Below are 12,507 nucleotides of genomic sequence, written 5' to 3' on the forward strand. Positions count from 1 at the left end.
TCGAGAGTCCTCGAAGGCATCATGATCGCCAGGATCGTCCAAGAAGCCCTGCTGTTCCTGCTGCCGTGGGCGCTGTTCTACGGCTACCTCGCGCTCAAGGGCCGCAACCCGCACCAGGGCTACCATTGGGAGGGGCAGGTGTTCCGCCTGTTCATGGCCGGCATCGGCCTCGTGGTGGTGTCGCTCGTCCTCACCGGTTTGTTCGGCGAGAGCCATCGCGGAGGCTACGTGCCGCCGCGCCTCGAGAACGGACAGGTGGTGCCGGGCACGTTCCGGTGACCGGGCGGCGCCTCGCATACGACGCTCCGGCCGCCCTCCTGCGTCGCCGGGATGTCGGCCGCGTCCTGCAGGCCCTGGCGGTGCCCGGCGAGGAGACCCGGCCGGTGGGAGGCTGCGTCCGCGACGCCCTCCTCGGCGGGTCGGCCGACGACCTCGATCTCGCCACCACCATCGCGCCCGCCGCCGTGATGGCGCTCGCCGCGGATGCGGGTCTTCGTGCCATCCCCACCGGGATCGACCACGGCACCGTGACCCTGCTCGCCGACGGCACCGCCTTCGAGGTGACGACCCTGCGCGAGGACGTCGAGACGGACGGGCGTCACGCGGTGGTGCGCTTCGGCCGCGATTTCGGGCGCGATGCCGAGCGGCGTGACTTCACCATCAACGCCCTCTCCCTCGACGCCGAGGGCCGCCTGCACGACACCACCGGCGGCATCGCCGACCTCGCGGCGGGGCGGGTGCGGTTCATCGGCGACGCGCCGACGCGCATCCGCGAGGACGCCCTGCGGATCCTGCGCTTCTTCCGGTTCCACGCCCGCTACGGCCTCGGGCCGCCGGACGGGGAGGGTCTGACCGCCTGCATCGCCGCGCGGGACGCCGTCGACGGTCTGTCGCGCGAGCGCATCCGGGCGGAACTGCTCAAGCTCTTGGTCGCCCCCGGTGCGCTGCCGGCGCTGGGCGTGATGGCGCGACACGGTATCCTGGAACGCCTGCTCGCGAGCTCCGGCGACCTCGATCGTCTCGGGCGCCTGCTCGCGGCGCTGCCGCAGGCGGATGGGCTGTCCCGCCTCGCGGCCCTGGCGGTGCGCGAGGCCGGCGACGTCGAGCGCCTGGAGAATGGCCTGCGCCTGTCCCGGGCCGAGGTCCGGCACCTGTCGGCCTACGCCGGCGCCCTGGCCGCCCTCGGAGGGACGCGCGCACGCGGTCGTGCGGCCATGCGCGCGCTTCTGGCCGACAACGACGGTCGGGCGCTATCGGAGGCTTTGTCGGTCCTCGACGGCGAGGAAGCGGAGCCGATGATGACCGAGGAGGGCCGGGCCGCCCTGGCGGCGGTTCTCGACGGGACGGAGGCGCGACCGGTGTTTCCCGTCGCTGGCGCCGACCTGGTCGGGCGGGGCGTGCCGGCCGGGCCGGCGGTGGGCCGCGGCCTGAAGGCGGCGCGACGGCGATGGCTCGAGGCGGGCTGCCCGACCGAGGCGGCCGCGATCGACGACCTGGTCGCCGTCGCCCTGGAGGCCGCCGGCCGGCTCGACTGACCGGGGGCGCGTTCCTCAGAAGCTGAGGGCGACCTTGGCGTCCTTCAACTGGACGATCTGGCCGTCGATCTCCTCGCGCTTGGCGAAGTCCTCGGTGGCGTCGCGCTGGAGCTGGAGGGCGGCGATGTCGGCGTCGATGGAGGTCGGGGTGATCTCCTCGAAGGGGTTCGCCCGCTCGGCGATCACCGTCACGCCGGTGGGCCCGATGTCGGCGAAGCCACCGCGAACCAGCACGCGCTTGCCGGCATGACCGGTCTCGTTGATGACGATCACGCCGACCTTCAGCGCGGTGAGCACCGGGGCATGGCCCGGCAGCACCGTCATCTCGCCCTCGACGCCGGGAAGCTGCACGGCTTCGACCTGGCCCGAGTACAGGGTCCGCTCGGGGCCGACGAAGTCGAACTGGAAGGTGGCCATGGCGTCAGGATTCCTGGGGTCGGACATCGTGGAGGACCGCGCCCGGCCGGTGGACCGGGCGCGGTCGAAAATGAGGTCAGCCGCGGCGGCGGTCGGCGACGAAGCCGGCGCCCAGACCAAGGACGGCGCCGATCACCGCGTACAGCCCGATATGCTGGACCTGGCCGCTGGTGAGGTCGCCGCCGCCCGCGCCGGCCGAGGACTTGTTGTCCTGGATCTCGACGCTGAGCGGGCCGATCTTGATCTCCGCCGCCTGCGGGCGGGTGAGGTAGCCCACGAGCCCGCCGGCCACGAGGCCGACGAGCAGAAGCATGGTCTTGGCGTTCATGCGCTCAGGCCGAGGCCGCGAGCTTCTTGGCCTTTTCCTTGGCGTCCTCGATGGTGCCGACCATGTAGAAGGCGGCCTCCGGCAGGTCGTCGTAATCGCCGTTCACGAGGCCCTTGAAGCCCTTGATGGTGTCGGCCAGCGGCACCTGGATGCCCGGCGAGCCGGTGAAGATCTCGGCCACCGAGAAGGGCTGCGAGAAGAAGCGCTCGATCTTGCGGGCGCGCGCCACGGTGAGCTTGTCCTCTTCCGAGAGCTCGTCCATGCCCAGGATCGCGATGATGTCCTGAAGCGCCTTGTAGCGCTGCAGGGTCTGCTGCACGCGGCGGGCGACGTCGTAGTGCTCCTCGCCAAGGACGGTCGGGTTGAGCATGCGCGAGGTCGAGTCGAGCGGATCCACGGCCGGGTAGATGCCCTTCTCGGCGATGGAGCGCGAGAGCACCGTGGTGGCGTCCAAGTGGGCGAAGGAGGTGGCGGGCGCCGGGTCGGTCAGATCGTCGGCCGGCACGTAGATCGCCTGCACCGAGGTGATCGACCCCTTGGTGGTGGTGGTGATGCGCTCCTGCAGGGCGCCCATGTCGGTGGCCAGCGTCGGCTGGTAGCCCACCGCGGAGGGGATGCGGCCGAGCAGCGCCGACACTTCCGAGCCGGCCTGGGTGAAGCGGAAGATGTTGTCCACGAAGAACAGCACGTCCTGGCCCTGATCGCGGAAATCCTCGGCGATGGTGAGGCCGGTGAGCGCGACGCGCGAGCGGGCGCCGGGGGACTCGTTCATCTGGCCGTAGACCAGCGCGCACTTGGAGCCCTCGGCCGAGCCGTTGTGCTCCTTGGGGTCCATGTTGACCTTGGACTCGATCATCTCGTGGTAGAGATCGTTGCCTTCGCGGGTACGCTCACCCACGCCGGCGAACACCGAGTAGCCCGAGTGCACCTTGGCGATGTTGTTGATGAGCTCCATGATCAGCACGGTCTTGCCGACGCCGGCGCCGCCGAAAAGGCCGATCTTGCCGCCCTTGGCGTAGGGGGCCAGCAGGTCGACCACCTTGATGCCGGTCACCAGGATCTGCGACTCGGTCGACTGCTCGGAATAGGCCGGCGCGGGCTGGTGGATGGCGCGCAGGGTGTCGGACTGGATCGGGCCGGCTTCGTCGATCGGCTCGCCGATGACGTTCATGATGCGGCCCAGGGTGTTGAAGCCCACCGGCACCATGATCGCCTCGCCGGTGTCGGTGACCTCCTGGCCGCGCACGAGGCCTTCCGAGGTGTCCATCGAGATGCAGCGCACGGTGCTCTCGCCGAGCTGCATGGCGACTTCGAGAACGAGGCGGTTGCCGTTGTTCTTGGTCTCCAGCGCGTTCAGGATCTCGGGCAGGTGGCCGTCGAAATGCACGTCGACCACGGGGCCGATGACCTGGGTGATGCGGCCGACCTTGTTGGAGCCGGCGCCGGGGGTAGCGGTGTTCGCCATGATGAGGTCCTTACGATGCGGTGGCGCCGGGGCGCCCGAATGGGTGTTAGAGGGCTTCGGCGCCCGAGATGATTTCGATCAGTTCCTTGGTGATCATGGCCTGACGCGTGCGGTTGTAGATCTGCGTCTGCTTCTTGATCATCTCGCCCGCGTTGCGCGTGGCGGAATCCATGGCGCCCATGCGCGCGCCCTGCTCCGAGGCCGCGTTCTCCAGGAGCGCGCGGTAGACCTGAACGGTGAGGTTGCGCGGCAGCAGCGTGTCGAGGATGGCCTCCTCGTTCGGCTCGAACTCGAGCGCGGCGTCGGGGGCGGTGGCGCCGGTCGCAGGCAGTTCGGCCGGGATCAGCTTCTGGGCGGTGGGGATCTGCGAAATCACCGAGCGGAAGCGCGAGTAGAACAGGGTCGCCACGTCGAATTCGCCCGCCTCGAAGCGGGCGATGATCGACTCGGCGATCTCGGCGGCGAACTCGTAGTCCACCGGCCGGGTGCCGCGGATGTCGCGCGCGTCGATGATCTGGTCCTTGAAGATCCGGCGCAGGAGGTCGTTGCCCTTCTTGCCGACGGTGAGGATCTTCACCGTCTTGCCCTCGGCCATCAGCCTGCGGGCGTGGTCGCGGGCCATACGGCCGATCGACGAGTTGAAGGCGCCGCACAATCCGCGGTCGGCGGTGCAGACCACGAGCAGATGGGTCTGGTCCGAGCCGGTGCCCGAGAGGAGCTTCGGCCCCTGCACGCCGCCGACGAGGTTGGCCGCGAGGTTGCCGAGCACCTGGGACATCTTCTCGGCGTAGGGCCGGCCGTTCTCGGCGGCGTTCTGGGCGCGCCGCAGCTTGGCGGCGGCGACCATCTGCATCGCCTTGGTGATCTTCTGCGTGCCCTTCACCGAGGTGATGCGGTTGCGCAGATCCTTCAAACTCGGCATCGGCTGACTTTCAGATCCGTCTCGGTTCGACCCTGGGGCGGCTCTCCTCCCCCTTGCGGGGAGGAGTCGGAGGTGGGGGTGGTGCCGATCGGATCACGCCGTCTCCGGCATCGCCCCCACCCCTGACCCCTCCCCGCGGGGGGAGGGAAAAAGCGCCTTACTTCATCGCCTTGATGACGCCCTCGATGGCGCCCTTCAGGGTGCCGGCGCTGGCGTCCGACAGGTCCTTCGAGTCGCGGATCGTGCCCAGGAGGTCGGCGTGCTTGGTACGCAGGGTCGAGAGCAGCGCGTCCTCGAACGCACGGATCTTGTTGACCGGGATCGCGTCGAGGTAGCCGTTGACGCCGGCGTAGATCACCGCGACCTGCTCTTCCATCTTCAGCGGCGAGAACTGCGGCTGCTTCAGGAGTTCGGTCAGGCGCGAGCCGCGATTGAGCAGCTTCTGGGTCGATGCGTCGAGGTCGGAGCCGAACTGGGCGAAGGCGGCCATCTCGCGGTACTGCGCGAGCTCGCCCTTGATCTTGCCGGCGACCTTCTTCATCGCCTTGGTCTGGGCCGAGGAGCCCACGCGGGACACCGAGAGGCCGACGTTCACGGCCGGGCGGATGCCCTGGTAGAACAGGTCGGTCTCGAGGAAGATCTGGCCGTCGGTGATCGAGATCACGTTGGTGGGGATATAGGCAGAGACGTCGTTGGCCTGGGTTTCGATGACCGGCAGCGCGGTCAGCGAGCCGTTGCCGGCGGCGTCGCCCATCTTGGCGGCGCGCTCGAGCAGGCGGCTGTGGAGGTAGAACACGTCGCCGGGATAGGCCTCGCGGCCCGGCGGGCGGCGCAGCAGCAGCGACATCTGGCGGTAGGCGACGGCCTGCTTGGAGAGATCGTCGTACACGATCACGGCGTGCATGCCGTTGTCACGGAAGTACTCGCCCATGGCGCAGCCGGCGAAGGGCGCGATGAACTGCATCGGCGCGGCATCGGAGGCGGTGGCGGCGATGATGATCGAATATTCGAGGGCGCCGTTGTCCTCCAGCACCTTCACGAACTGGGCCACCGTCGAGCGCTTCTGGCCGATGGCGACGTAGACGCAATAGAGCTTGGCGTTCTCGTCGGTGCCGGCGTGGGCGGCCTTCTGGTTGAGGATTGTGTCCAGCGCGATGGCGGTCTTGCCGGTCTGGCGATCGCCGATGATCAGCTCGCGCTGGCCGCGGCCGACGGGGATGAGCGCGTCGATGGCCTTGAGGCCGGTGGCCATCGGCTCGTGCACCGACTTGCGCGGGATGATGCCCGGGGCCTTCACGTCGACGCGGCGACGCTCGGTGGTGGCGATGGGGCCCTTGCCGTCGATGGGGTTGCCGAGGCCGTCGACCACGCGGCCGAGGAGCGCCTTGCCGACCGGCACGTCGACGATGGCGCCGGTGCGCTTGACGGTCTGGCCTTCCTTGATGTCCCGGTCCGAGCCGAAGATCACGATGCCGACGTTGTCCTGCTCGAGGTTCAGCGCCATGCCGCGCACCCCCGATTCGAACTCCACCATCTCGCCGGCCTGGACGCTGTCGAGGCCGTAGGCGCGGGCGATGCCGTCACCGACCGAGAGGACCTGGCCCACCTCGGTGACCGCGGCTTCCTCGCCGAAGTTCTTGATCTGCTCTTTCAGGATCGCGGAGATCTCGGCAGCGCGGATGTCCATCGTTCGGCCTCTTCGAAAACTTGAAAAACACTGGGTGTGGGACGGGATGACGGGATGGACCGGGCCGCGAGGGCCGCGGTCCTCAGGCTTCCCGCATCGCCAGACGAATACCGTTGAGCTTCGTCCGTAGGGACGCATCGACCATGCGGCTGCCGATCTTGACCACGAGGCCGCCGATCAGGCTCGGGTCGACGGTGAGGTCGAGGTCGATCTCCGCGCGAGCGACGTCGCGCAGGGACGCCTTGATCTCCTCGACCACCGCCTCGGACGGCTTCTCGGCGACACGCACCTCGGCGCGCACGATGCCCTTCGACTCCCGCACCAGCACCCGGAAGGCGCGGATCATGTCGGGGAGCGCGAACAGGCGGCGGTTGGCGGCCGAGAGCCTGATGAAGTTGGCGCCGAGCCCGGTGATGCCGGCCTTGTCGAGAATGGCGCCGATGGCGGCGGCCTGTTCGGCACCCGTGAAGATCGGGCTGCGCACCAGGCGCATCAGGTCGGGGCTCTCCTTGAGCATGGCGTCGAAACGCTCGAGCCCCTGGGCCACCGCATCGACTTGGCGCTCCTCGCGGGCCAACTCGAACAGGGCCGAGGCGTAGCGCGCGGCTACGCCTGCGACCGGGGAACCCGCCTCGGAACTGGTCTGCGCCACGCGGCCGCTCTCTCTTCTAATCCAGCCTGCACGTTCCGACCCAGAAGTCGCCATCATGTGGCGTCGGCTCAGGAAACGTCGGCGATGGGAATGTCTCGGACCTAAGAGGGCGCAAACCCCCTCTACCGAAGCGGCGTCGCCCTACCATGCGGTCTCTGGACGCGCAAGGCGAGGCTTGGAGGCGGAGGCCTGACAGCGAGGTCCCGGCGAGGCGGCTAGGTCGACCCGGCCATGCGCGCCGGATGAAGGCCGGCGTCGCAAACGTGTCGGCATGGTGGCTGGATCGCGAAAACCGTGTCCTCGCCGGGACGACGGTCGGGCTTTCTGTGGACTTTCCGGTCAGCAGGCGATGCGGTCGCAGCGGCGCTGGGCGGCGATCATCCGCGCCAGGGCCTTGGGGCCGGGATGGCCGAGCAGCGCGGTGTTCCCGAGCACGTAGGAGGGGGTGGTCGACAGGCCGAGGTCGGCCGCGATCCGCATCTGGCTCTTGAGTGCGAGCCGAACCTCCTCGCTGTCGCCGATGCCCTCGATCTCCGCCGCCGGGAGGCCGAGCTTTGCCGCCGCCGCCAGGGCGGAGAGCCCGTCGATCCGGCCGGGCCTGGCGAGCAGGCCCTGGTAGAGGCTCCATGCGGCGGCCGAGCCGAGGCGCTTCTGGACGGCCAGCGACACCTTCGCCGCTTGGGCCGATTGGACCGACAGGATGGGGTTGTTGATGAGCCCGATCCGCAGGGCCGGATCGCTGGCTGCGAGGGAGACCAGGTCGGCCGCCGCCTTGCGGCAGTAGGGACAATTGTAGTCGAAGAACTCGTAGAGCGTGACGCCTGCGTCGCGGGGCCCGATATAGGTGACGCCGCGCAAGCCCTCGATCTCCCCGACGATCTCGCCCGGCAGCCGGGTGTTGGCGACCGGCCGGCCCTCGTCGTTGTCCACCTTGAACGCCTGTCCATACCCTTGTGCGCGGGCGAGGCCGGCCAGACCCGTCGTCGCCACGAGGCCGGCGGAGCCGGCGAGGAAGCGCCTGCGCGAAACAATCATCGGGTGCCACGGGTTCGCCAGCCGGGGAGGTTCGGCCGGCGGGGTTTTAGCGACGGTCATCGGAGCGGGATAGGGGTGATCCGCCAGCCCGTCCGCCTCGTGAGGGTCGACCCGCGATCCTTGGCCCCATGCCTCGCGGATCGGCCGTACGGATCGATGCGCGATCGCGTCCTCTCCTTTCGCGATGAGGAGAGGACGCCGGAAGAGATCAGTCCTTGAGATCGGCCGGCACCTTGCCGCCGTTCTCCTCGAGCTTCTTGATCACCTGCTTGTGCAGCCAGACGTTCATGGAGGCCGAATCGTCCTTGTCGCCGGTGTAGTGGAGCTCGTCGGCGAGCGCCTTGCGGGCGGTGAGGCTCGAATCGATGTCGAGGAGCTTCATCAGGTCGACGATCGAGGTGCGCCAGTTGAGGGTCTGCCCGTTCTTGGCGGCCATTCCGTTGAGCACGGCTTCCACGTCCACCGGCTCGCCGGAGGCAGTGGCCGGTGCCGCGCCGCCCGCGGGGGCCGCGGTGCCGGTGGTGGCGTCGGCAGGCTTGGCCTCCGCCGTCGCGCCGCCGCCGAAGGGATGGAGGATCTTGCTGACGATGCTGCCGAGAAAGCTCATGGCGGTAGTCCTTGTGATTAGGAATCGGCCGCGAGGGGGTGCGGCCGATGTCCTGTCTTAACGGTATCGGACCGAGGCCGTTCCGGGGCGCCGTCTCCGCCCGGCGAAGAAAGCCGGCGCGGCCGGGCCCGGAGGGAGAAGGCCCTTCCCGATCGATCGTCCCAAGCCGAGCCGGACGCACGCGGGTGTTTGAGGAATCCCCCGGCTGTGGCATGGCCGGGCTCGGTCCTTCGCGGGCCAGCCTCGCCCAACCTTGCCTCGCCTCGACCTCGCCTCGAAAGCCGGACTTCCCGATGCGCCCTGCCCTCCCCGTCCTCGCGACGATCCTGACCGCCTTTGCCGGGCTTCTGCTCGCCGCGCCGGCCAGTGCCCAGACGGCGCCGATCCCGGTACGCATCGGCGTCATCCCCATCGTCGGCGCGGCGCCGATCTTCGTGGCCGACGGCGAGGGCTGGTTGAAGGAGGCCGGCTTGAAGCCGACCTTCACCACTTTCGAATCCGGCCCCAACATGATCCAGGCGCTGGCCTCGGGCACCATCGACGTCTACGTCGCCGGCATCGCGCCGCTGGCGGTGGCCCGTACCAAGGGCATCGACGTGCGGGTGGTGGCCGCCACGGCCATCGAGGAGATGGTGGTCGTGGCCGGCCCCAAGCTCGCCCCGTATTTCGCTGGAAACGCCGACAAGGCGCAGGCCTTCGCGCAGTTCAAGGCCAAGGAGGGCCGGGCCGCCCGGCTGGCCACGCAGCCGCCGGGCTCGGTGCCGCACACCACCCTTCAGCATTGGCTCTGGCAGGTCGCCAAGGCGGCGAAATCGGATGCCGAGGTGGTGCCGATGGGCATCGACGCCACCCAGCAGGCGATGCTGGCCGGTGCCGTCGACGGAGCCGCCCTGCGCGAGCCGGCGCTCACCATCGTCCAGAACCGCAACCCGGCGATCACCCTCGTCGCCACCGGCGGCGAGATGTTCCCCAACCAGCCCGGTACGGTGGTCGGGGTCTACGGCGCCTTCGCCGACAAGAATCCCGCCGCCATCGAGGGGCTGGTGAAGGCCCTGGTCAAGGCCACCGACCTCCTGAAGTCCGACCCCGCCCGTGCCGCGGTACCGGTGGAGGCCGCCCTCGGCAAGGGCATCACCGATCTCGCCACCATCCAGAAGGCGATCACCTCGCCGGCGGCGAAGTTCACCGCCGATCCGCGCGCGATCGTCGACGCGACGAAGGCGATGCAGGCCTATCAGGTCTCGATCGGGACGCTTGAGAAGGACATCCCCACCGAGGGGCTGTTCGATGCGCGCTACTACGAGAAGGCGGTCGCCCGCTGACGCCGATGGCCCGCCTCACCCCGACGCTGCTGGCGGCCGCCGGCCTCCTCGCCTTCCTGGCGTTCTGGGAAGCGATGCCGCGGCTGGGCCTCATCAACCCCGCCTTCCTGCCGCCGCCGAGCACGATTCCGGCCGCCTTCCTCAAGGAGATCCGGCTCGGGGTCTGGTCGGAGGCGGTGGTCTCGAGCCTCAGCCACTACGTCGCCGGCCTCGGCGTCGGCGCCGCCGCCGGGGTGGCGCTCGGCATCCTGGTGGGGATGTCGCGCGGCGTCGAGGCCGCCACCGCCTGGGTGGTGCGGCTGCTGCGGCCGATCCCCGGCCTCGCCTGGGTCCCCTTCGCGATCATCTGGTTCGGGGTACAGCCGGAAGCGGCGGTGTTCATCATCGCCATCGGCGTGTTCTGGATCGTGTTCTTCGCGACGCAAGGCGCGGTGCGCGGGGTCGACCGCGACCTCATCGAGGTGGCGCAGGCCTTCGGTTTCCGGTCTCCGTTGTCGCGGCTCACCAAGATCGTGCTGCCGGCCGCCACACCGGGCATCCTCGTCGGCCTGCGCACCGCGCTCGGCCAGGCCTGGATGGCGGTGGTGGCCGCCGAGATCTTCGGCGTGCCCGGCGTTGGTGCGCGCATGATGCAGGCCTCCAGCCTCCTCTCCACCGACATCGTGGTCGTCTACATGCTCACCATGGCCGGCCTCTACGGCCTGTTCGACACCGCCTTCGTCGCCCTGCAGGGCTGGCTGCTGCGGTGGCGCCCATGACCGTTAACGCCATCACCGCCGACGCCATCGTCACCATCACGTCCCTGAGCCTCGCCTACGAGCGCGAGGGCCGGCGCAACGTCATCCTCGAAGGTCTCGACCTCACGGTCCGGCGCGGCGAGTTCGTGGTCATCGTCGGCGAGTCCGGGGTCGGCAAGTCCACGGTCCTGCGGGTGCTGATCGGTCTCGCCCGCCCCAGCGGTGGCAGCGTCCGCCTCGACACCCGGCCCGACTGCCGCACGCCGATGGCGCTGGTGTTCCAGGACGCCCGGCTGCTGCCGTGGCGGCGGGTGGCGGCCAACGTCGCCTTCGGCCTCGAGGGCTCCGGCCTGTCGGGCGCTCAGCGTCTGGAGAAGGCGCGCGAGATGCTGGCCCTGGTCGGATTGTCCGATTTCGCCGACCGCTGGCCGCACCAGCTCTCCGGCGGCCAGCGCCAGCGGGTGGCCATCGCCCGGGCGCTCGCCGTCGACCCCGACGTGCTCCTCATGGACGAGCCATTCTCGGCGCTCGACAGCTTCACCCGCGAGGGCCTACAGGAGGAACTGCAGCGCATCCAGGCGCGGACGGCCAAGACCATCCTGTTCGTCACCCACGACATCGACGAGGCGGTGACACTCGCCGACCGGGTGGTGGTGCTCGCCGGCTCGCCCGGCCGGGTCGCGGCCGACATGACCATCGCCGTACCGCGTCCGCGCCGCCGCCGCGACGGCGCGCTGCTCGAAGCCGCCCGCCAACTGCGGGCGGAGTTGTCGGGCCGGTCGGCCGAACTCTGATCCACCGTCGAAGACCGCGATCGGGCGAGACGATCACCCGGCCGCGGTCGAGGATCCGTCAGTCGTCCAAGTCGCGACGCTGCCGGCGCGGACGATCGTCGTCCTCGTAGGAGCGACGGCGCGGCTCGTCGTCGTACCGGCGGCGCGGCTCGTCGTCATAGGAGCGCGCGCGCGGACGCTCGTCGTCCCTGTCGCGCCGGTCGCGATAATCGCCGCCGCGGTCGTCGCGGTCGCGGCTGCGATACCCGTCGCCGTCGTCGCCACGATCACGCGCGCCCCGGCGACCCTCGGCGACCTTCGGCGCGTACCAGCACATCTTGTTGGCGACGCCCGGCGCCGGATCGCCGAAGGAGCCGACGTTGCAGGGCACCGTTCCACCCTGAGGGAACGGGCGGCCGTTCGTCTTGCCCTTGATGCCGTAATAGACGTTGGTGGGATGCGGCATCCGGCAGACCTCGCCGTCCTGCGCGCAGGGAACCAGGTTCTGGGTATCGAGCTGGGCCGAGGCCGGGGCGTAGCCGCCGAGGGCCGGTCCGAGAAGCGTCGCCGCGAATGCAAAGGCGGCTGTCTTGAAATGCACGATCGTGGTCCTCCCGAGGTCGCTGGCGCCGGTGCCGCCTGTTCCGTCCGCCCCTGGGGTGGCGAGACGGCGAAGCGATAGCACGGACGCGCCGGTTCGCGCGCCCGGGTCGTAGGCCCGTTCTGGAGGTCTTGGCCGCGCCTCTCAGGTGCGCTGCGCGCCCTCGGCTTCGCGCGCCGGGGCGCAGATCTGCGGCGAGACCTTGTCGAGGTGGACGCAGGCGTTCTGGAGGTACCAGGTCCGCAGCCCGGGCTGGGTCGGGGCGACATACATGGCCACCAGGACGAAGCCGGCGACGGCGATGATGATCAGGAGAAGGAGGTTGCGCATGGGGTCGGTTCCGGCAGGCGGGACCCGCGCTGCGTGCGGCTCGCCCGCCCCGCATACCCGATTCCCTAAGATCGATGGTCCTTCCGGCGACGGCCG

Annotated in this window: 15 protein-coding genes; 5 read left to right on the top strand and 10 right to left on the bottom strand. The window is 69.8% G+C overall.

Annotated features, from left to right (window positions below; translation table 11 throughout):
* The first annotated feature begins 21 nt into the window (after positions 1-21).
* Together ASG40_RS05845 and ASG40_RS05850 are read left to right on the top strand one after the other, a co-directional pair.
* The gene (locus tag ASG40_RS05845; protein ID WP_055882298.1) at positions 22-279 is read left to right on the top strand and encodes a DUF6111 family protein; all 258 of its coding nucleotides are present in this window, start codon (positions 22-24) and stop codon (positions 277-279) included.
* A complete protein-coding gene (locus ASG40_RS05850; protein WP_055882299.1) occupies positions 276-1,535 on the top strand; it encodes a CCA tRNA nucleotidyltransferase in 1,260 nt (419 codons plus the stop codon). The genes ASG40_RS05845 and ASG40_RS05850 overlap by 4 nt, the downstream gene beginning before the upstream one ends.
* A 15-nt stretch (positions 1,536-1,550) precedes the next feature.
* Here the strand turns inward: ASG40_RS05850 and atpC are convergent, their stop codons facing one another.
* From atpC to ASG40_RS05890, 8 genes are all read right to left on the bottom strand, one after another.
* A complete protein-coding gene (atpC, locus tag ASG40_RS05855) occupies positions 1,551-1,952 on the bottom strand; it encodes an ATP synthase F1 subunit epsilon (protein ID WP_055882302.1) in 402 nt (133 codons plus the stop codon).
* A 76-nt stretch (positions 1,953-2,028) separates the two neighbouring features.
* Entirely contained in the window at positions 2,029-2,280 is a 252-nt protein-coding gene (locus tag ASG40_RS05860) for a hypothetical protein (RefSeq protein ID WP_055882305.1), read from the bottom strand.
* A gap of 4 nt (positions 2,281-2,284) precedes the next feature.
* Positions 2,285-3,745: a F0F1 ATP synthase subunit beta gene (atpD, locus tag ASG40_RS05865; RefSeq protein WP_055882308.1), complete on the bottom strand. Its 1,461-nt coding sequence runs from the start codon at positions 3,743-3,745 to the stop codon at positions 2,285-2,287.
* Positions 3,746-3,791: 46 nt separating this feature from the next.
* Positions 3,792-4,667: a F0F1 ATP synthase subunit gamma gene (locus tag ASG40_RS05870; protein ID WP_055882312.1), complete on the bottom strand. Its 876-nt coding sequence runs from the start codon at positions 4,665-4,667 to the stop codon at positions 3,792-3,794.
* A 157-nt stretch (positions 4,668-4,824) separates the two neighbouring features.
* Entirely contained in the window at positions 4,825-6,354 is a 1,530-nt protein-coding gene (gene atpA / locus ASG40_RS05875; protein ID WP_055882317.1) for a F0F1 ATP synthase subunit alpha, read from the bottom strand.
* An 82-nt stretch (positions 6,355-6,436) separates the two neighbouring features.
* A complete protein-coding gene (locus ASG40_RS05880; RefSeq protein WP_055882320.1) occupies positions 6,437-7,006 on the bottom strand; it encodes a F0F1 ATP synthase subunit delta in 570 nt (189 codons plus the stop codon).
* Between the two features lie 339 nt (positions 7,007-7,345).
* Complete coding sequence (locus ASG40_RS05885; protein ID WP_055882323.1) at positions 7,346-8,041, bottom strand: DsbA family protein; 696 nt, start codon at positions 8,039-8,041, stop codon at positions 7,346-7,348.
* 208 nt (positions 8,042-8,249) lie between these two features.
* Positions 8,250-8,648 (bottom strand): DUF3597 domain-containing protein, encoded by a 399-nt coding sequence (locus ASG40_RS05890; protein WP_055882325.1) that lies wholly within the window; start codon positions 8,646-8,648, stop codon positions 8,250-8,252.
* Between the two features lie 293 nt (positions 8,649-8,941).
* Here ASG40_RS05890 and ASG40_RS05895 point away from each other — a divergent pair, with 293 nt between their 5' ends.
* Genes ASG40_RS05895 through ASG40_RS05905 form a run of 3 tightly spaced genes read left to right on the top strand, consistent with a single transcriptional unit; the run spans position 8,942 to position 11,501 of the window.
* Positions 8,942-9,970 (top strand): ABC transporter substrate-binding protein, encoded by a 1,029-nt coding sequence (locus tag ASG40_RS05895; protein ID WP_055882328.1) that lies wholly within the window; start codon positions 8,942-8,944, stop codon positions 9,968-9,970.
* A gap of 5 nt (positions 9,971-9,975) precedes the next feature.
* Positions 9,976-10,728, top strand: a complete 753-nt coding sequence (locus tag ASG40_RS05900) for an ABC transporter permease (protein WP_055882331.1) — start codon at positions 9,976-9,978, stop codon at positions 10,726-10,728.
* Positions 10,725-11,501: an ABC transporter ATP-binding protein gene (locus tag ASG40_RS05905; RefSeq protein ID WP_055882334.1), complete on the top strand. Its 777-nt coding sequence runs from the start codon at positions 10,725-10,727 to the stop codon at positions 11,499-11,501. Before ASG40_RS05900 ends, ASG40_RS05905 begins: the two co-directional genes overlap by 4 nt.
* Positions 11,502-11,559: 58 nt before the next feature.
* Here ASG40_RS05905 and ASG40_RS05910 read toward each other — a convergent pair whose 3' ends face one another.
* Complete coding sequence (locus ASG40_RS05910) at positions 11,560-12,081, bottom strand: hypothetical protein (RefSeq protein WP_082523923.1); 522 nt, start codon at positions 12,079-12,081, stop codon at positions 11,560-11,562.
* A gap of 144 nt (positions 12,082-12,225) precedes the next feature.
* Positions 12,226-12,411: a hypothetical protein gene (locus tag ASG40_RS05915; RefSeq protein WP_055882337.1), complete on the bottom strand. Its 186-nt coding sequence runs from the start codon at positions 12,409-12,411 to the stop codon at positions 12,226-12,228.
* Positions 12,412-12,507 lie beyond the last annotated feature (96 nt).

The sequence above is a fragment of the Methylobacterium sp. Leaf399 genome (assembly GCF_001424525.1).
Lineage (GTDB): Bacteria > Pseudomonadota > Alphaproteobacteria > Rhizobiales > Beijerinckiaceae > Methylobacterium.